General features: G+C 49.3%; 22 protein-coding genes. 8 read left to right on the top strand and 14 right to left on the bottom strand.

Going from position 1 to position 18,544, the window contains the following annotated elements; translation table 11 throughout:
- The first annotated feature begins 400 nt into the window (after window positions 1-400).
- From CHB92_RS24520 to CHB92_RS24495, 6 genes are all read left to right on the top strand, one after another.
- The gene (locus CHB92_RS24520) at window positions 401-982 is read left to right on the top strand and encodes a Crp/Fnr family transcriptional regulator (RefSeq protein ID WP_089321878.1); all 582 of its coding nucleotides are present in this window, start codon (window positions 401-403) and stop codon (window positions 980-982) included.
- 127 nt (window positions 983-1,109) lie between these two features.
- Window positions 1,110-1,445, top strand: coding sequence for a cupin domain-containing protein (locus CHB92_RS24515; protein ID WP_245842891.1), 336 nt, complete (start codon window positions 1,110-1,112; stop codon window positions 1,443-1,445).
- Between the two features lie 96 nt (window positions 1,446-1,541).
- Window positions 1,542-1,937: a tautomerase family protein gene (locus CHB92_RS24510; protein WP_089321877.1), complete on the top strand. Its 396-nt coding sequence runs from the start codon at window positions 1,542-1,544 to the stop codon at window positions 1,935-1,937.
- Window positions 1,938-2,333: a cupin domain-containing protein gene (locus CHB92_RS24505; RefSeq protein WP_089321876.1), complete on the top strand. Its 396-nt coding sequence runs from the start codon at window positions 1,938-1,940 to the stop codon at window positions 2,331-2,333. It abuts the gene before it with no gap.
- A 16-nt stretch (window positions 2,334-2,349) separates the two neighbouring features.
- Window positions 2,350-2,670 carry an antibiotic biosynthesis monooxygenase family protein gene (locus CHB92_RS24500; RefSeq protein WP_089321875.1) on the top strand — a complete coding sequence of 107 codons (321 nt, stop codon included), beginning with the start codon at window positions 2,350-2,352 and terminating at the stop codon, window positions 2,668-2,670.
- A gap of 393 nt (window positions 2,671-3,063) precedes the next feature.
- Window positions 3,064-3,693 carry an NADPH-dependent F420 reductase gene (locus tag CHB92_RS24495; RefSeq protein ID WP_089321874.1) on the top strand — a complete coding sequence of 210 codons (630 nt, stop codon included), beginning with the start codon at window positions 3,064-3,066 and terminating at the stop codon, window positions 3,691-3,693.
- Window positions 3,694-3,885: 192 nt separating this feature from the next.
- Here CHB92_RS24495 and CHB92_RS24490 read toward each other — a convergent pair whose 3' ends face one another.
- The 14 genes from CHB92_RS24490 to CHB92_RS24425 all read right to left on the bottom strand — a co-directional run bounded on the left by CHB92_RS24490 (window position 3,886) and on the right by CHB92_RS24425 (window position 14,999).
- The gene (locus CHB92_RS24490) at window positions 3,886-4,662 is read right to left on the bottom strand and encodes an MBL fold metallo-hydrolase (protein ID WP_089321873.1); all 777 of its coding nucleotides are present in this window, start codon (window positions 4,660-4,662) and stop codon (window positions 3,886-3,888) included.
- Between the two features lie 25 nt (window positions 4,663-4,687).
- Window positions 4,688-5,605 carry a DMT family transporter gene (locus tag CHB92_RS24485; RefSeq protein ID WP_089321872.1) on the bottom strand — a complete coding sequence of 306 codons (918 nt, stop codon included), beginning with the start codon at window positions 5,603-5,605 and terminating at the stop codon, window positions 4,688-4,690.
- A gap of 16 nt (window positions 5,606-5,621) precedes the next feature.
- Complete coding sequence (locus CHB92_RS24480) at window positions 5,622-5,978, bottom strand: SnoaL-like domain-containing protein (protein WP_089321871.1); 357 nt, start codon at window positions 5,976-5,978, stop codon at window positions 5,622-5,624.
- A gap of 11 nt (window positions 5,979-5,989) precedes the next feature.
- Window positions 5,990-6,655 (bottom strand): cysteine hydrolase, encoded by a 666-nt coding sequence (locus CHB92_RS24475; RefSeq protein ID WP_089321881.1) that lies wholly within the window; start codon window positions 6,653-6,655, stop codon window positions 5,990-5,992.
- A 151-nt stretch (window positions 6,656-6,806) separates the two neighbouring features.
- Window positions 6,807-7,373, bottom strand: a complete 567-nt coding sequence (locus CHB92_RS24470) for a TetR/AcrR family transcriptional regulator (protein ID WP_089321870.1) — start codon at window positions 7,371-7,373, stop codon at window positions 6,807-6,809.
- A 130-nt stretch (window positions 7,374-7,503) separates the two neighbouring features.
- Window positions 7,504-7,848: a cupin domain-containing protein gene (locus CHB92_RS24465; protein ID WP_089321869.1), complete on the bottom strand. Its 345-nt coding sequence runs from the start codon at window positions 7,846-7,848 to the stop codon at window positions 7,504-7,506.
- A 159-nt stretch (window positions 7,849-8,007) separates the two neighbouring features.
- Window positions 8,008-9,144, bottom strand: coding sequence for a hypothetical protein (locus CHB92_RS24460; protein ID WP_089321868.1), 1,137 nt, complete (start codon window positions 9,142-9,144; stop codon window positions 8,008-8,010).
- Window positions 9,145-9,156: 12 nt separating this feature from the next.
- Window positions 9,157-10,119, bottom strand: coding sequence for a threonine ammonia-lyase (locus CHB92_RS24455; RefSeq protein WP_089321867.1), 963 nt, complete (start codon window positions 10,117-10,119; stop codon window positions 9,157-9,159).
- A gap of 30 nt (window positions 10,120-10,149) precedes the next feature.
- Window positions 10,150-10,662: an HPP family protein gene (locus CHB92_RS24450; protein ID WP_089321866.1), complete on the bottom strand. Its 513-nt coding sequence runs from the start codon at window positions 10,660-10,662 to the stop codon at window positions 10,150-10,152.
- Window positions 10,663-10,809: 147 nt separating this feature from the next.
- Window positions 10,810-11,349, bottom strand: a complete 540-nt coding sequence (locus tag CHB92_RS24445; protein WP_089321880.1) for a RidA family protein — start codon at window positions 11,347-11,349, stop codon at window positions 10,810-10,812.
- A 28-nt stretch (window positions 11,350-11,377) separates the two neighbouring features.
- Window positions 11,378-12,139, bottom strand: a complete 762-nt coding sequence (locus CHB92_RS24440) for an MBL fold metallo-hydrolase (protein WP_089321879.1) — start codon at window positions 12,137-12,139, stop codon at window positions 11,378-11,380.
- Between the two features lie 266 nt (window positions 12,140-12,405).
- Window positions 12,406-13,230: an MBL fold metallo-hydrolase gene (locus tag CHB92_RS24435; protein ID WP_089321865.1), complete on the bottom strand. Its 825-nt coding sequence runs from the start codon at window positions 13,228-13,230 to the stop codon at window positions 12,406-12,408.
- Window positions 13,231-13,759: 529 nt separating this feature from the next.
- A complete protein-coding gene (locus tag CHB92_RS24430; protein WP_089321864.1) occupies window positions 13,760-14,428 on the bottom strand; it encodes a pyridoxamine 5'-phosphate oxidase family protein in 669 nt (222 codons plus the stop codon).
- A complete protein-coding gene (locus tag CHB92_RS24425) occupies window positions 14,415-14,999 on the bottom strand; it encodes a cysteine hydrolase family protein (RefSeq protein ID WP_089321863.1) in 585 nt (194 codons plus the stop codon). The genes CHB92_RS24430 and CHB92_RS24425 overlap by 14 nt, the downstream gene beginning before the upstream one ends.
- A gap of 87 nt (window positions 15,000-15,086) precedes the next feature.
- Between CHB92_RS24425 and pdxR the strand changes: the two genes are divergently transcribed.
- A complete protein-coding gene (pdxR, locus tag CHB92_RS24420; RefSeq protein WP_089321862.1) occupies window positions 15,087-16,553 on the top strand; it encodes a MocR-like pyridoxine biosynthesis transcription factor PdxR in 1,467 nt (488 codons plus the stop codon).
- 707 nt (window positions 16,554-17,260) lie between these two features.
- On the top strand, window positions 17,261-18,271 hold the full coding sequence (locus tag CHB92_RS24415) for a GntR family transcriptional regulator (RefSeq protein ID WP_089321861.1): 1,011 nt from the start codon (window positions 17,261-17,263) through the stop codon (window positions 18,269-18,271).
- Window positions 18,272-18,544 lie beyond the last annotated feature (273 nt).

Here is an 18,544-nt window from a genome sequence, read left to right as displayed (position 1 = left end):
GATAGAAGATGACGTCGTGAAGTACTTCTTCTTTTATGATCCAGACGGAAATGTTCTGGAAGCTTGCCAGGTGCACGAGTCATAAAAGTTGGGAGGTACGCTTCCTGTTCTAGAGGAAGGCCCCAAAAGGTCTAAGAACTCATCAGTGCTGGTTCATGTCGTGTTTTCTTTGAGCATGTAAAGTGCCCCTGAGCCCCGTCTTGCAGAATAGGTTCCGCCCGTCTCACCCACACTTGTGTGCAAACAAGGGGGAGAGTGCCCGGCTTTGGTTTAACCTCCCCGTGCTTCAATAGGTAGCTTGCGAAGATTTAAGCAGTTACATGTTTTAGTTAACTTGCCCTTTAGTTAATAATCGGTACCTATAGGCTTTTTCAGCCAGGAAGGTCGAAAAGCTACTTCTATGAAATTGTTAAGGGACATAATCATTGAGAAATCCGGGCTAACAGAGGAGCACTATGCTCAGTTTGCCGAGACCTTGAAAACGGTTCACCTTACCAGGAAGGAGTTCCTGCTCCAGACAGGTACTACCTGTTCATTTCTAGGGTTTGTAGAAGAAGGGGTCTTACGGTCTTTTATCCAAAAGGGAGCTAGCGAGTCCAACGTTGACTTTTATTTAAGCGGATCCTTTGTGAGTGCTTATACAAGCTTTTTGACTCAAACACCTACGCATGGCGCCATTCAGGCACTGTCGGATTCCAAAGTACGCTTACTCTCACGTTCAGCCTACGATGAGCTGCTAAAACGAGACCCCTGCTGGTACAGGTTTGGGAAGTACATCTCAGATGATTTGTTTATCAGGAAGTGCAGGCGAGAAACAGCTTTGTTGATGGACTCCGCAAGTGAGCGGCACAAGCTATTACTTGACAGCTATCCTATGATTGAGCAGCTTGTTTCACAATACCATATTGCTTCTTACCTGGGAATAAAGCCAGAATCATTGAGCAGGTTAAAATCCTTAACATACATCAAGGAACAATTGTAAGTCCTTTCTCAACTTTGCGTCATGGAATTAAACTTAAGCGATGACGAAGTCAAGGAGGGCTCTTTTACCAAAGTATGTAACGCTCCTGTTTTTATGTGCCGCCATGAATGTAACCGCTCAGAATAACATGAAAAGAAACAACTTGCTGCAGGTAAACATGGAGGAACGGCCTCTATCTACTGTAAAAGTAGTGGAAATAGAGTTTAAGGGCGGGCAAAAAGGTGCTTATCATAAGCATCCCTGCCCAGTGGTTGGCTACATAGTGGAAGGAACGTGCCTACTACAAGTTGAAGGAGAACCAGCAAAAGTCCTAAAATCCGGGGAGGCTTTCTTTGAGCCAGCAGAAACGCCTATTCTCCATTTTGATAATTACTCGGACAGTGCGCCCTTACAGTTCATTGCTTACTACCTGTTACATAAGGAAGAAGAATTGATAGAATTGTTGCCTAAAGTGGGAAAATAGCTTTCGCTAAATATTTCTTAGCAGAAGCAAGAATACCTTCTAGTCAAGGCAGTTTGGTGTCGGGTAACCAATTGAAAAAACAACAAATATTCATCAATGCCATTCGTAAGAATCAGTTTACCGAAAAAATTATCGCAGGAAGTTAAAAGCAATGTTTCTTTCGCTGTCCACCAGTCACTAACGCAGGAGTCTAATATTCCTGAAAATGATTATTTCCACATTATTGAAGAGTTAGAGCCCTGGCAAATTAAGTATCCTGTGTCTTATTTGGGTGTTACACATACGGCTGATATTATCTACATCCAAATTATTGCCGGCCTTGGCCGGACGTTGGAGCAGAAGAAGAATTTGTATAGCGAGATTGCACATCGAGTTTCGACCTCAACTGAAATTACGAAGAACAACATAATTATAGTGCTACTAGAAAATGCTGGAAGGCAGAACTGGTCATTTGGGAATGGTGAAATTCAAGAACCACAACATGCCATATAAATGAGAATTTTCAATATCGATAAAACCTTACGTAGTGTTCAGCAGGACCTAAACGTAGGTGTTAAACTTGCCCATTTGACAGGGGATGAGGACATGTCGGTTTTTGCGCTTGAACTGAACAAAGGACAGTCTATTCCAGCCCATTACCATGCTAAAGGGATCGAAACATACTTTATACTTTCTGGGGAAGGGATGGCATCAACAGGGAGGATGCAAAATGGTCTCTTAACATGGACGAGTGAAGTGCATGTAGAAAGTGGCGACTGCTTTACCATCTATCCTTATGAGGTCCACAAGTTTAAAAACTTGTCCGACCAGGTATTGAGGATAATAGCAACTACACCCTTGAGCCACATTGGGAGCGACAGGTTTTTTGTGGAAGAAATGAGCGTGTAACAAAATCAATTAAAGTATGATCGCTAATACCCCGCCGCCGCCCTACTATGCGGTAATCTTTAGTTCCGTAAGAACGGAGGAAGACAAAGGCTATGCTGAAATGTCTCAAAGAATGCTTCAGTTGGCCTCTGAACAGGATGGCTTTCTGGGAGTTGAATCAGCCCGCAATGAACTTGGTCTCACAGTATCCTACTGGCGCGACAAAGAGGCTATATCACGCTGGCGCAATCATGTGGAGCACACAATAGCGAGGCGCAAAGGCCGCTCAGACTGGTACCGGGACTTTAAGACCAGGGTCGCTTTGGTAGAGCGGGATTATGGCAGCACAGAAACTTAAAGTCTGTTTGTCCGCATTTTTTCATTATGAAATTAAGCTCGGCACAGAAAGGCTTCGCTTCTGCGATGCAGCTGCTATTGCTATGCGTCCGGTAACGTATCAACTGCCTGATACCGCTGTAGTCTGCACTGTCCCTCGTGTTGCTGTTTGTTTAAGGTGAGATCTAAACACAGCTAATCCTGGGGCGGTGCCTTTTCTTTTGCTTCAGAGGAGACTATGCTTGCCTGCTACAAATGGTTCCTCTACTTTATGGTTTTTAGGCAGGAGGTGAAAGACATGAGCCTTTGCTTAGAGTCTGTCTTTGTAGGTATATAAAAGACGTTTAGAAGCCCCCGGCACATCAATAAGCACGATCCTACCTCTTTAAAATCACCCCCTTTAAAGCAACAGAGCATGAAAATCGCAATCATTGGGACAGGCCGTATGGGAAAGGCCTTACTCAAGGCTTTTTACCGGGCATACCCAAGTCAGATTCTCTTCGCCGGGCGTAAGGCAGAGGAGGCACAGCTTATAACCAGCGAGCTCAGTCTGACCATACAAGCCGTGCAACTGCAGGATGCCCTCCAAGCAGACATTATTATTCCGGCGCTGTGGTTTAAGGACCTACAACCATGGGTTGAGGCACACCGGGAGCAGTTGAGAGGAAAAATCCTCATTGATATCACCAATCCCTTCAATGCTACTTTTGATGACCTGACAACCGGCTATGGGACTTCCGCGGCTGAGGAGCTGCAGCGGCTGGTTCCGGAGACGAAAGTGGTGGGTGCTTTCAAAAACACCTTTTGGGTGGTGTTTGACCAGCCGGAGCACAGGGGAATTCTGAGTGATGTTTTCCTGACTTCTGATGCCCCGGATGCACTTGAGAAAGTGCGTCAGGTGCTAGAGCCCCTGCCTTTCCGACTCTTCGACGCCGGTAAGCTGAAGAATAATCGTACCATTGAACGGATGACCCTGTTGTCCAGGGAACTGTCCTTGAAAACCGGAACGTACCCACGCGTCTCTTTTCACCTGTGGGGAGTGTAAGAGGGACAGGAGAAAGGAAACTATAAAAGCATCTGCTGCCGTGCTTTTGCACGGGGGTAGATGCTTTACTTTATCCAAGGCTTTTAAATAAGACGGAGTGTTGGCAGAGAGGCCCCCAATAAAGAAAAAGACGGGCAACTTACCCGCCTCTTAACACTACTACTATATATCAACCATAAGGGGTGCTACGAATCAGACACTAACCACGATCGGGGCAGCGGAAAGCTCAAGCGAACCGCCCTCCGGAACGAAGGCATGTTGCTGATTGTGGGCTAGGGCACTCTCCACAAGTGCCTCTTTCACACTGGGATATTCTTCGTAAACTTGCGGTTTGTGAAAGGTGCCGTAATGCATTGGCACCAGGATATCCGCCTGCAGTATCTTTGCTGCAACCACAGCCTGCTCCGGGGTGAGTGAGGCAGGCAAGGGGTTATAGCCCACAAACGCATAGTCGACAACAACACCGTTGATAGGCAGGAAAGCCGCATCTGTTTTGCCGTAGGTTCTGTTAATCTCCCAGAAACGACTATGCCAGATAGTGTCGCCGCCATGAAAGAGCTGCTTTCCATGCATATCCCGCACCACCCAGGATACCTGCTCATGGCCTATGCCATCAAGCCCGAATACCGGGATGACAGTAAAATCCCCAAAAGAAAAGGCCTGGTTGAGTTCCAGTATCTGCAATGGAAAGCCCTGTGCCTCCAGTTTCTCGGCCGCAGAGGTGTGGCACACAACCCTTCCTCCCGGTTTCAGGGCCTTCCGGATGCCTTGGGGGTCGAAGTGGTCGGGGTGCAGGTGGGTAAGCAGCACTAGGTCTGCCTGTACTGAAGACGAGAACGGTATCACAGCCTGCAAAGGTTTTCCCATGTAAGGCTCCATGCCCGAGAAGTCTTCCACTGCATCAATTAATAAGGTGCTTTGGCCAGATACAACCTGTAGTCCAGCCCAGCTTAAACGGGTAATTATCATAATTTTGGTTTAGAATGGTATAGTTTTATATCGCTGCAGTTGCGGACTGAGGTCCCTTGGTTGGAGTTTTGACCGTTGCCAGTACGATTCCGCTTATAATAAACGCGCCCCCTAGCAGCTGTAGCTGCTCTACCGCCTGTCCCATACTCACCGAGATAAGCGCGGTGTATAAAGGGGCCAGGTTTGTAAAAAGGGCCGCCTTGTCCGGCCCGACCTTCGCAACGCTGTAATTCCAAACGATGTAGCCTAGAACAGAACCTCCCATCGTCATGGCAACCAAAGCCAGCCAAACCGGGTAAGGCGTGACCGTGAGGGAGGCGACAGGATCATGCTCAGAGACGGTTACGATCAGCAGTAGCAGGGTTCCCACCACCGTACTCACGGCGGAAACGGCCAGGGAAGCAGCATCGTGCAGGTAGCGCCGCACAACCACGTTTGCAAAGGCAAAGGACAGGGCTACCAGCAGGAGCAGCAGGTCCCCTGTATTAACCTGCAGGTCCGCCAGAGCCCGGGGGTTCCCCTTCGAGATTATCAGCAGCACGCCACCCATTCCCAACATAACGCCCAGCCATTGCAGAGGTCGTACCTTTGTCTTTAGCCAAACCATGGAGAGCAGGAGCGTAACCAGTGGGTTAAGGGCCAGCAGCAGCGAGGCATTGGTGGGGGATGTGGTTTGCATGGCTTTAAAAAAAAGATAATTGTAGCCAAACACCCCTAGTACTCCCACAGCCGCCATAGCCGGCATGTGCCTCCATAGGCTACCCCACGTGGGGCGCTCCCAAATAAGGAACATGGGAATCAGCAGCAGCGAAGCAATGATGAACCGGACGGAGCCGACAATGCCTGGAGGTAGGTGCTGCACGCAGTAGCGGGCTAAGTGGAAGTTCATGCCCCAGAACAGGGGCACGACCCCGAGCCACACATAAACAGGTATGCGCTTCATCGAGTGAGGCTTCAGCTTATGTTCCGTAATAGAACTTCTCGTGGATGATCTGCCCGTTCTCCCACTGCTGCACAGCCACTTGGTGAAACTTGCGCTCTCCCCACTGCCGGTGCTGGTAATGTAGGAACCACTCCACCACGCTCCGGTTCTCTGCCAGCGTTACGGATTTTACTTCGGCACCGAGAAAGGCGGTGACATTACTGAAGAACTCCTGCTGACGGTGCAGGTTGTCCAGTTTTCCCACGGTTGGCTCATTATCGTTTTCCTGCATTACCACATTGGTGGCGTAGTGCTTTTCAAAGGCCTCCAGTGCGCGTCCCGCCAGGATAGCCTGGTTAATCTCCGCCACGTTTTCTGCTAGTTGGTTTTTCATTGTTTTATTCTTTAGATGGTATAATGAGCTTGTGATGGATAGAGTGTTTCTTCGTTGTACAGGGGACGATGGCTCTTTATTTCTTTAAAGTCCTCTGTGCTTATGCTGTACCCGAAATGGTGCACTACCTGGTCCAGCACGTGCGACTGCTGTGCAGCGGTGAAGGCGGCACTGGCGTCTTCGATGAGAATGGGGAGATAGCCTTTATCATGGGCCTCGCGCAGGGTACTCTCCACGCAGACGTGTAGGGCGTAACCAGCTATAAAGATTTCAGTGATGTCTTTATGGCGCAGGTACACATCCAGATTAGAGCCCGAGAAGGCGCTGGCGCCAGTACGGCCCTGCACCACAAACTCCCCTTGCAAAGGTTGCAAAGACGGATAGAACTGGCTGTTCCAGCTATCTTCAGGAAAGGTCCCAACCCTTGGGATAGCTTCGCGGAGGCCGGCCTTACCGCCCGTTAGTTCCGGGTAACCCGCCTGGAAGCGAAGGCCGGAATGAATGATGCTCAAGCCCTGTGCACGCGCATGCCGAAGGGCCAGTTCTATGTTTCTCAGGGAGGATTCAAACTGTTCCTTGTGCTGCATTAGGTGGTGAAGCTTGCCCTTCGGATTTAGCCACTCGTTCTGGCACTCGATCAGGAGCAGGGCCTGCTGGGAAGTAAAGTTTTCATGCATAGTTTTCAAGGTTATGTTTGTACAGAATAGTCTGTCTATATAGCGGCGCTTTTTAGCCATGCCAAAAGCCTTCGTATGTTAAGATTAGGGGTACGCGTGCTGCTGCTACCAATACTGAGTAGCGGCAGCACGAGAGGACAACCAGGAAAACTTAACCTTTGTTCTCCTTTTTAAGGAGAGCAAGGGATGCTGCGCATGCCGCCTCCACTGGCCACAGTTCCTGGTGTATCTGATAGGATATAATGGCACCTTCGGAGAGGACTAGCAATTGGTCGCCAAGTTGTTTCTCCTGCGGTGTGATATTTTCAGGATCTTCTGCCATCATGCGGTGATAGAAAGCCCGGAGCGAACTTTTTACTCTTTTCACCTCGGCCAATATGCGGGCATCATCCTGCGGCCTTACCTCTGAAACAATATTCTGAAAGGCACACCCACGAAAGTGGCCATTGGTCAGAAAGTCGGTGATGTACTCGTAAGATTTAATAATCGCCTCTTCCCTTGTGCGGGCAGTACCTACTGCTTCCCTAAACGTTGACCTGGATGCCCTGTACTCCAGGTAACTGATGCACAAGTCCTCCTTTGACGGGAAGTGTTGATACAGACTGGCCTTGGCTACCTCGGCCTCCTCAATGATCTGATTGATTCCTGTATTGCGATAGCCTTGGTTATAAAACAGCTCATGGGCTGTGTCTAATATTCTCTCCCTCACCTTCTTCATGCTTCAAATATACAAACTGTTTCTAATGTAGACTAGTCTGTCTAGTGATAATATTTTTAATGCCTATCGGCACAATCTCTCACCGCAGGCATCCCCATAGGAAAGTAACTCGCTTTTAGAAAAAACCCTATTAGGTCATCTCCAGGTGGCGGTTTGCTTGGCTGGCGGGCTCCGAGATAACCAAGAACTCCAATGCTTGCTCGCCCTGGTTTGCAATCAGATGCTTCGCTCCCTTGGATACATGCAGCGCCTGGTGAGGGCGTAGGATGTGCCGCCGTCCTTCTACTACAAAAGTAGCCTCACCTGCCAAAACGTAGAACAGTTGCTGCGCATGGCAATGGTAGTGGAGCTTCTCAGAGGTACCGGGAGGCATCTTCTCCTGAATAACACTTAAACTATCCGTTTTAACCAAATGCCAGCCGTCACAATCCTCTCCCCAGGTGTAGTGCTGTATGTTCTCTGTTGACAGGATCATCGTGCAGTAATTTTATTACTAGATAAAGGGTACTCTTTCATAGTTAAATTTTATAGGTACTGCTTTATTTTCTTAGGCCAACTATTGGAGTAGCAACAACGGTGGCAAAAGCCTAATTGCGGTAGTACAGGGAAAGCGCATGACGCGTGTTGTTTCCTTTTAACTATTGGATTGGCGGGGGTACATTTTCCTGTAATAGAAAGAGAGCCCCCCGTGCTTTCTGACCTGCCTTCTGAAGTGGCTGAGGAAGCGGGCGTAGTTGCGCCTTTTAGAGAAGTCCCACTCCTGCATGGCCACGTAGAGGCACACGGCCATCACGTGCACCCCCCCGTCCTGCCGGGCCCAGTAGTCGGCCACATCCCTGCCCATCCCAAACCTGTGGTTGAGGTGGTTTTCCAGGGCCTGCACCGCCCCCTCCTCGAACAGCCCGGCGTAGGAGTTGTAGCCGCTGGCCGCCTCCCGCCTCTCGAAGGCCGCTGCCCAGAGGCTGTCCCGCTGGAGCTCCCGGACGATGGCCTTCACCCTCCTGTCCCCGGGCCGAAAGGGCGGGTGCATCATCTCGTGCACGGCGTTGCGGAAGACGGTCGCGAAGGGCCAGTGCACGTCGGTCAGAAAGCGGGTGCCGATGATCTTGATACCGTGGGGCTGGGAGAAGTAGAGCATGTAAACCGTGATCGTGTCGGAGGGGAGCGGGGCGCCCAGGTGCTCCTCTATCGTGGGAATGATGTTGTAGGCCGGGAGCCTTTCTTTGATCTGGCCGATGCTCTGCTGCACCCTCGCCGCGTAGGTGCTCCGGTAGTAGTCCTCAAAGCCCCTGTTGATGAAGAAGTCCAGGACGCGCAGCAGGTCGGGGCGCACCCGCTCGAAAAGCTCCCAGCTGTTGTGCGAGTAGTAAGGGCTCTGCCGGAATCCCCGCTTCAGCTGGGCCGTGTCCTGGGTTGCCTCCCGCAGCTGGGGAAGGGTGGCCGCCTCCGTGGCCGAGTACAGCAGGCAGAGGTAAGCCGAAACGATGCCTTTGTTCTCCTCCTTTATCTCCCGTCGCAGGCCCTGCAGCGCCTGCACCACCTCCGGTCCGGGCTTGAAGCGCTCAATGATCTGGCCGTACTCTGGCTCGTAGTACTTCAGGTAGTAGGGGTCCCCGGAGAGGGTATTGAGCAGGCAGAGGAAGTCGTATTTCAGGGAGCCCTGCAGGTCCCAGTGCGTCTGGCTGTGAAACGCATCCGCCTGCTTGTGCTGCGCGAAGGCAGCCAAAGATGTCAGGAGCATGCAGGTCAGTAGTAGGCTTATTTTTTTCATAGTTTTGTCTGTTTATGCTTTTAGAAGGCCTTTGAGCAAAAGGTTGAAGCGCTCCGGGGAGACATTGCCGCCTGTAACCGTGGCTGCTATTTTCTTTCCTGGCGCCTGCACTTTGCCGGCTAAAAGGGCGGCCACGGCTGCGACGCCGGAAGGCTCCGCAACTAAATTTTGCTCCTTCTGGAGCCAGTGCATGGCTACCATCATTTCTGTCTCGGTGACTGTGATCACCTCATCCACAACTTCCATAAAAACCGGGAAGGTGATGGTGGCAGGGTCGATGAAGCCACTAAGGCCCTCGGCAATGGAAGGCCTCAGGAACACTTCTGCCGTCCTGCCATGCCTGAACCATTCTGCAAAGGTTGGGCTGTTCTCAGGCTGTACAGCTACCAGCCTGATGCCCGGGTTCTTCGCCTTCAGGTACAGTCCCATCCCAGCTGTCAATCCCCCGCCACGGGTACAAACGATAGCCAAATCCAAGTCTGGCAGCTCCTCGAGGACCTCCAGGCCAACACCCCCGGCTCCTGCAATCATGTGTGGGTTATTATAGGCTGATACGAAATACAACCCTTCCTCCCCGGCAGCCCGCAGCGCCGCCTGCCGGGCTGCCTCTATGTCCGGATAATAGGAAATAGAGGCCCCTTGCTCCAGCATGTAGTTTACTTTGGAGGTATCGGCCCCCTGCGGGAGATAAACATGCACAGGCACGCCGGCCGCTCTTCCAGCGTAGGCGAGGCCCATTCCATGGTTCCCGGCGGTCGGGGCTATAACACCCAAGGATTTCTGCTCTTCTGTTAGCGAAGCCATGACCTGCAGGGCTCCCCTTGCTTTAAAGCTCCCGGATACTTGTTCGTTTTCCAGTTTCAGGTATACATCCGCCTGGATGAGGTTACTCAGCTGCTGGCTTCTCTTTAGGGGTGTCCTGCGCAAATGAGGCTGTGCTCGACGGAAAGCCTGTTCTACCGTTGCTTTGTTCATTATGCTTGTCAATTGTAAGGTATAAAGCTATTAGAGCCAATATTTGGGGTATCGCCTGGCCTTGGAGGCATTGTTAAAGAGTAATGCTACCACTACTAGTACCAGAGCACCGGACAACACCGGCGAAAACAGAAAAGACCACTTGGCCTTGGCCAGGATCACCACGATGGGGTTAGCCCCTGCAGGCGGATGTGTCGTGCCAGTGAGCTGCATCATTCCGATTGCCAGGCTTACGCCAACAGCAAGGGAGAACCAATCAGTGCCCAGCAAATGCAGGCACAGCAGCCCGATAAAGGCGGAAAGAAAATGACCTCCGATGATGTTTCTTGGTTGTGCAAGCGGGCTATCGGGGACGCCGAAGGCAAGCACGCAGGTGGCTCCGAAAGGGGCCATTAAGAAAGGGACTGCACTGAGTTGCGTTAGCATGGCGATCAGCGCGATGGCAAGCAGTCCCCCAAGCGCTGAGAAAGCCGCATGCGCAAGGGCAGGAGGTTTAGGGCTCCTTTCAGCCCGTCGGAATTTGTGAAGGTAAGTTTTTAGCATAGTTGGTGTAATGTGCAACCACTCCTGTAGTGGCTAATGTGTGGCAGTTATGATAATTAGATAGAGAAGTGAATGTCTAAATAGGAAACCCTCTTAAGATTCGGCTCCCTTCTTTCCCAGCTACAAATCGGAGCACGGGGTGGAGCCTTATTTCCCTTCTGTTTCATACAGTTCAACGACCATCTCTATCTCAACCGACAGGTTCCCGGGAAGGGCTGCCATGCCAACGGCTGCGCGTGCGTGTTTCCCTTTGTCCCCAAAGACATCCACTAATAAATCGGAACAGCCGTTAACTACTTTGGACTGCTCTGTGTAATTTTCTGCGGAGTTGACCATGCCCAAAACCTTAACAATACGTTTCACCTTATTCAAATCTCCTCCGGTGGCTTCATGCAGGGTGGCCAGCAGGCAGAGCGTCGCTCTTCTGGCTGCCTCATACCCCTGTGAAGTTGTCAAGTCTCTCCCAAGCTTTCCATGATCCACAGCAGTGGAGGGACCACAATAGGCGTGTCCGGAAAGAAACAGCAGGTTGCCAGCCTGCACGTAGTTGACAAAGTTAGCTACTGGCTTTTCGGCGGCCGGAAGCTTTATCCCCAGTTCCTGTAATCTTTCTTGTGGGTTGTGCTGGGCTTGCCCATATGTTAGGAACGGTAAAAGAACCAAGGGTAGGAGCAGGGCTTTCTTCATGTTTGGTAGCATCTGGCGTGCCTTATGACTAAAAATAAATTGATTCGCCGTCGGCTGGTACAAGGCAGCGATCGGCGAGTTGCTGCTTGGAAAGGAACGTGTTTAACTTTGACCGGGTAAGGACGCAATGGTTCACCGTGTCCATGTGCACAGCCACGAGCCGGGCGGTAGGAGCAGCCTTCATTACCTGCAACAGATCTTCGCCCGTCATGGTGATCGGGTCGCCCTGCAGGAACTGCGCAGCCCCGGCGTTTACGACCACCACATCCGGGTGGTACGCCTGCAGCGCTTGTTGTACCTCCTTACACCAGATAGTGTCTCCGGCGACATACAGGCGATGGCCAGGAGCCTGTAAGACAAAACCTGACACGGGTCCCATCTTCATGCCGATGTCTCCCGTGCCATGGCGGCCCTCTGTTCTGCTGAAATGAAGCTCTCCCCAGTTATGCTTGTCTTTGATGGGCTGCACCTGTGTAAAGCCCTGCGCCTTTAGTTTTGCCTCATCCTCGGGTTGGCAGAAGAGCAATTTGTCTTTAGGGACACGTTTCTGTGCCTCATCGTCCCAGTGGTCCCGGTGCGTATGGGTGACGAGGATGGCATCGGCTGTAGCCAGCAAGTTACCCAGCTCTTGCTCGGTTAGCGGAAGGGAGGTCATGGGTATTGGCCAATTGTTAGAGGCATTCTGTACTGGCTCCATTGCCCCTTTGGGACTAAGCATGGGGTCCACCAATATCTTTTTATCATTCATTTCCACCAGCAGTGTGGCATGACGAATCAATGTTAGCTTCATCTTTGTTCTTTTCTGTTCTTGAAATATTCCGGTAGCGCTAGCAGTGGAGAGGGCCAATAACCCGGCCAGCGTCCCTACTTTTAAAAATTTACGTCTGCGCATGGTCTTAAAACCGATTAGGCTTGTCTGCTTGCCCCGTTACAAAGGCAAGCGCTGTTTCTGTAACTGAGAAGTTCTGGATGTCGCGGGTTTTGCCCCCTCATCTGCCGATTGCGCATTTTCAACGTGCCAGGACTTAAAGAAGGAAGCCTGCGTGTCCGTGCGATCTATGGTACCTGTCCTTGGACTATTAGCCGAAAGGATTCCCCTTCCTGGAGTACCCGTAAATCTGTCGGGCTATGCTGTAGCCTTTCTTCCAGAAAGCTGATGGGTTCTGTGTAGTGCGAGAAGGTGTGGTGATGCACAGGAATGACTGTTACAGGTTGCACTGTGTCCACTACTTTGGCGGCCTCCTCACTGTCGAGCGTCATTAGCCCCCAAGGGCCGCCCTTACCGACAGCGCCCAAGTGTGGAACCAATAAGTCTATCTTCCCTAACCTTTCCTTTATCTCCCTGATGCCCTCAAACCAGACCGTGTCGCCTGTCCAGTAAACAGTGTAGGTAAACTGGTCACTTGTGTACTGGAGGGCGTAGCCATTCACCACGCCTAAGTCATTATTTGTTGCCGGGTCGTGTGAGTGGCTGGCGGGAAGGCTGATGATCCGAAGAGTCTCACCCTGCTTTTCCAGTAAGGTTACTTCCCACCATCCCAAAGGTCTTCGGTTGGTGAAGTTTTTAAGCTTGGGAGAATCTACCTGATCGACCGGGGCAATCAACAGTAGGTCCTTGGGGAGCCTGTCACGGGCAACTTCGTCAAAGTGGTCGCTGTGCAGATGGCTTAGCAGGAGCAGATCCAAATCGCTGAAATCCATGCTCGGTAAAGGGGTTGCCCGTGCTATAGGGACATTGTCTTTGCCAGAGGAGGGATGCCCGTTCATCATAAAGGCAAAGGGACCTTCTGCAAACACCGGGTCAGACAATAGCCTGAAGTTGCCGATGTCCAGGATAAAGGTCGGCCCCCCTAGCCAGGTAAAATTGAATTCAGGTCTCATAGTTTTATTGCTTGTGTGTCGGTTCCTCGTGTTTTTGTTAAGAAGGCTTTCTCAACTTGCCCAAAAGTTCAGGGGAATGAATGTGGCGCAAACATAGTAAAATAAATTAAGAACAGACAAGTCTGTATGTTTTATTTTGCTGAAGTATCTGTACCTGAAAATAAACAAACGTTCTGACAGGAATTGATTGTAGGAGAGGTACACTTTTGAGGCATGTGCATTAGCCCTTTTCAGGCAGCGCTGGAATAGCCTCCCATGCTGTTTGGGCCTGCCTTAAGTTGTGCAAGTTTCTCAGCTGAATACTGCGTCTAGCAGATGCCTTTATTTTTACAGGAACAGGCCATCTTACCTGAAGAAGGAATACCACCGTTCCTGTCGCTGGGTCTGCTTACATCTCACCTTAAACAAGCAACATCAGAACGGTGGTTTACCAATTTATAAATCAAGGAAAGAGAATACTCATGCTTTAGAAAACAACGTCTCTTTGTCGCACTGAGCATGCGCTGCTATTAAGTAAGGAGCGTAACTTTTAGCAAGATTGCTTATGAAAACAAAACCTGTCTAAATATTGTGGCACAGGCGTAGCATCGCCTGTTTCCGGGTGCGAGACAGGCGCTTCCCAGCTTCTCTTCAGCGGAACATAGCCTGTCCAAGCCTTTCGGTGCGCCTCGCCCTTCACGTTATTTGGCTGGCCCTGTCGCATCTTTGCAGAGGCCTCCTCCAGCGGAAAGCAAACAATAGCGGTTATCTTAAGCTCCTCCGGTGTAGGAAGCTTGATGTCATCTTCCCATCGGCCGGGCAGCAGCTTATCGGTAAAGGCCTTTAGCACTTCCATCTTCAGTTGCTCATCGGCCACTTCATATGGTGTGGAAAAGGCGATCACAGAGCGGTAGTTGAAAGAATGGTTGAAAGCTGTATTGGCCAGTACTAACCCGTCCAGGAGCGAAATCGAGAGACATACTTTCTCATTTTGGCATATCTGTCGGATAAAGTGGCTTTTTACAGAACCGTGAATAAAGATCCGGTCATCCAGACGAACGAAGCCTGTTGGAATCGCGCGGGGTACGCCCTCTGCTATATAAGAAACGGTGACGTCCAGCGCCTCGTCCAAAATGGCGTGTATTGTTTCCTGTTCATAGGAGCCACGGTGCGGATCGCGGCTAATCTTGGTTAGCGGGCTTACTTCATAGGTTGCCATAGCTTCCTTCCTTAGCGCTGGATAACATGTTTTCTGTTCTTACAATAGTGGCAAACTCCTCGTGCAAGCTGGCAAGGGAGATGCGGTGGATCTCCTCAGACTTGTAATGTTCTCCTTCTGGCCCAATGCGGTCGAAGGTAGCGGTGGCGTCAGAAGCTACGAATACTTCATAGCCCAGATTACCAGCCATGCGGGCGGTCGTGGAGACACAGTGGTCGGAGATAAAGCCTACGATCAACAGGCTCTTAATTTCCTGTTCATCCAAATAAGCTTGTAAGCCTGTGCCGATGAAGCCACTGTTTACCTGCTTTTCGAACAGCGGCTCGCCCGAATGAGGACGGGCGAAGTCCATGATCTGGTTGCCTGGGTTCGTGGCATGCAGCAGCGAGCTCGGGTTTTTAGAGTTATGCTTGACGTGAATGACAGGCCACCCTTTGCTACGCCAGTCGGCCAGGAGCAGCGTAATGTTCTGCTCAGCCTGCGGATTGTTGCGGTTGCCACCCCAGTACGCTTCGTCTTTGAATGCTTCTTGTACATCAACCAAGAGTAGGGCTGTTTCCTTTTCTTTCATGCTTATTTTCCTTTCGTTTTAGACAAAAATAGCTGCTTGTTGGCCTATCTTTGTAGGCCAGTTTTTGAAAACTTACTAGTCCAGTGAATGAACCTGCCCTACCTTAATGCCATCGAAATAGATAAAGAGAAAGCCGTCCCTGTATACGTACAGCTAGCACACGGGCTTGCGACGCTTATCAAGCAGGGCGTCCTGAAGCCAGGGCAGAAACTCCCGGGATCCCGGGTGCTGGCTGCGACACTGCACGTAAACCGGAATACTGTGGTGTTGGCCACCGATGAACTGCAGGCAGAGGGATGGGTAGAAACCCGAGACCGTAAGGGCCTTTTCGTGAACCAAAGCCTGCCACTGGTGCAGGGTACTGGCAACGGGGTAGGAGCGGAATCCTTTTCAACAGCGACCGGTTTCCTGCTGGAGCAGAATCCTGTGTTGGAGGCCCCGGAGGTGCTTCGCCTTAGCATGGAGTTTAACGACGGTGTCCCGGACCCGCGTTTAAGCCCCCTCCACGAGTTGGGCCGTGAGTACCACCGCTTACTGAAAAAGGCAAACCCGCTGCATTTGTTCAGTTACTCAGATGCCCAGGGAGACATGTACCTCCGGAAAGTACTGAGCCAGCAACTCAACGAACACAGAGGCCTGCAAACAACGCCTGATACCCTTTTTATCACGCGGGGCAGTATCATGGGCATCCACCTGCTGGCACAGGTCATCCTTCGCAATGGAGACAAGGTAGCCGTGGGGGAGCTAAATTACCGAACAGCCAACCTAAGCTTTGAGCAATGCGGGGCACAGTTACTACATGTGCCGGTGGACGAGAAGGGAATGGACACAGTGGCCTTGGGAGAACTACTGAAAGTGCACCAGGTGCGTATGCTTTACATTACTTCCCATCACCATCACCCCACCACTGTGACGCTGGCCCCTGAAAGGCGCCTGCACCTGTATGAACTGGCGAAGCAATACCGGTTTTGCGTACTGGAGGATGACTATGACTTTGACTACCACTATGAAAACAAGCCAACGCTGCCCATCGCGAGCATGGATACACAGGGACTGGTGGTCTATATAGGGTCTTACTCCAAGGTAATTTATCCCGGTATTCGTGTTGGTTTTGTCGTGGCGCCGCAAAACCTGGTGCAGGAGATGATCAAGTACCGCCGCATCATGGACCGGCAAGGGGACCACCTGGTCGAAAGGGCTATTGCCAACCTGATGCGCGACGGCACCATGCAACGGTACCTGCGCAAGAGCAAGAAACTCTATAAGAAGCGCAAAGAGTACTTTTGCCAACTGCTGCGGCAGGAGTTCAGCGATTACCTCGACTTTCAGGAGCCGGAGGGGGGGATGGCAGTTTGGGTGAAGTTTAAGGACACATTTCCTTTAGCAAAAATAGCCGCTGAGTGTAGGGCAAAGGGGCTCTATCTTTCGAATGGCAACGGCTACAATGCCCCGAACCGTAACACAAATTCTTGCCGGATGGGCTTTGCCAGCATGACAGAGGAAGAGATACTCCGGGCATGTAAGGTGTTAAAATCAGTGTTACAGGGAATGTAGCATCGCCTGCAACAGTGTGAACGAAGGACTTGCCAGGTTTGCACATTATGGTGTGACGAAGGCGACCCTTTGTCTCTGACTGGCCCTATTTCGCCTATATGAACTGGAACTACATTGGAGGCAGGCAGATCTATTTTGTTTGTCCTACCAGATATATTTCCTTGGGCACTCTTTATATTAATCAATTCTCTTTAAACCTCCTTTATTATTATCCGTAGGGCTAAATTGTTATTTTGTAATATAAGTAATTGATCACTTTTTATGTGTGAAGTCTTTGTGTTTTATAATAACTATCTTATATTTAGTTATTAAATACAATAAAGGTGAAGTAGCCTGGCTCTTGGAGGAAAATCGATTGTTGCTATAAATTGTAGTAGCAAAATGGGGTATATAGGGTAATATCTAGTAATGTTCCTTTAATGTGTTCCTGTGATGGTAGATAAGCTTTATTATGAAAAAGAATCAGATTATAAGTTTAGTGTAGTTCTTGTGATGTGATTGTGAAGGCTTCTAAAAAAATAAGGAGAATTACACAATAGGAAGATGTTGAGAAGGAGCAGGCGCTATTAGCGGGTATAGATAGCTATAAATGCACCGAAGCTTTAACAGTAAATTATATTAGTTGAGCATTACTTAATTGCTGATTATTTTTTGTATTGCCCAATAACCGTTGATCCGTTTTCTCTAACTGTAAACCCTTGAAAAGTATGTATTATCCTAAAATCAGCGGAGCATGTAAGGTTCCTAAGTACAAGCAGATTCTAGAAGCAATTATTGCTGACATAGAAAAGGGAGTTCTAAAAAAAGACCAGCAACTGCCCTCTATCAATGATTTAAGTGCAGAGCTGTGGTTGGGACGGGATACGGTGGAGAGAGCGTACCGGGAGCTGAAGGGGCAGGGAATTATTACATCGGTGCAAGGAAAAGGGAATTTTGTAGCCGCCAGTGATGCTAAAAAACTAAAAATACTGTTAGTGTTTAACAAACTTAGTTCTTATAAGAGAATTATCTATTATTCTTTTCTTAAAACACTAGGAGACAAAGCTGTAGTTGACTTACAAATTCATCATTGCGATGTTAAGGTTTTTAGGGACATCATCGAAAATAATTTAGGGAAGTACAATAATTATGTCATCATGCCACACTTCTTTGAAGATGTGGACCAAAATGAGTATAAGCAAATAATAAAAAGCATACCTACAGAGGAACTAGTACTTTTGGACAAGGATGTCCCTTCTTTAAACTCTAAGTATCTAGCAGTCTACCAAGATTTTGAAAAAGACATATTTAAGGCCCTTCAATCAGCATTAGATTTGTTAAACAAGTACCAAAAGATGACCTTAATTTTTCCAACTGATGAACATTATCCTAAAGAAATTTTAAATGGATTTAAGTACTTTTGTTTATGCTATAATAAGAACTTTTCTATTATAAATAGGCTTTCAGAAGAAGCCCCGCAATTAGGAACAGTGTATATTGTAATAGAAGAATCAGACCTGGGAGGGCTGTTAAAACAAATTAAATTATCAAATTTTACTCCAGGTAAAGAGGTTGGCATAATCTCTTTTAATGATACTACCTTGAAAGAAATCCTTTCTGTAACCATTGTCACTACAGACTTCGAAGCGATGGGGAGTACCGCTGCAAATTTGTTATTAGACAAGAAGCAGGTTAAGGTGAAGAATTCCTTTTATATGATTCGGCGTGCTTCCTTGTAAGTCTGTGGACTTTAAATAGGCTTTTGTCACAGTATAAAGGAAAATTGGACTTGTTTAGTTTTGACTTTTACAAGGAAACAAAAATGCTATATGAGATTCTCTTGTATTATAACAGCCTAGCTTTCTAGTAAAGGCACGAATATAACAAGGGGCAAGACAGATGCAAGATTACCTGGTATTCTTGTCTGGTTCATCAACGACTTGACTTATAGTGTTCTATTCTGTATAGGGTTTTCTAAATATCTTACGAGCATCTGTTGTGATATAGCTCCA

The sequence above is a fragment of the Pontibacter ummariensis genome (assembly GCF_900188175.1).
In the GTDB taxonomy this organism is placed as follows: Bacteria; Bacteroidota; Bacteroidia; order Cytophagales; family Hymenobacteraceae; genus Pontibacter; species Pontibacter ummariensis.
This window is presented reverse-complemented; position numbering and strand designations above follow the sequence as displayed.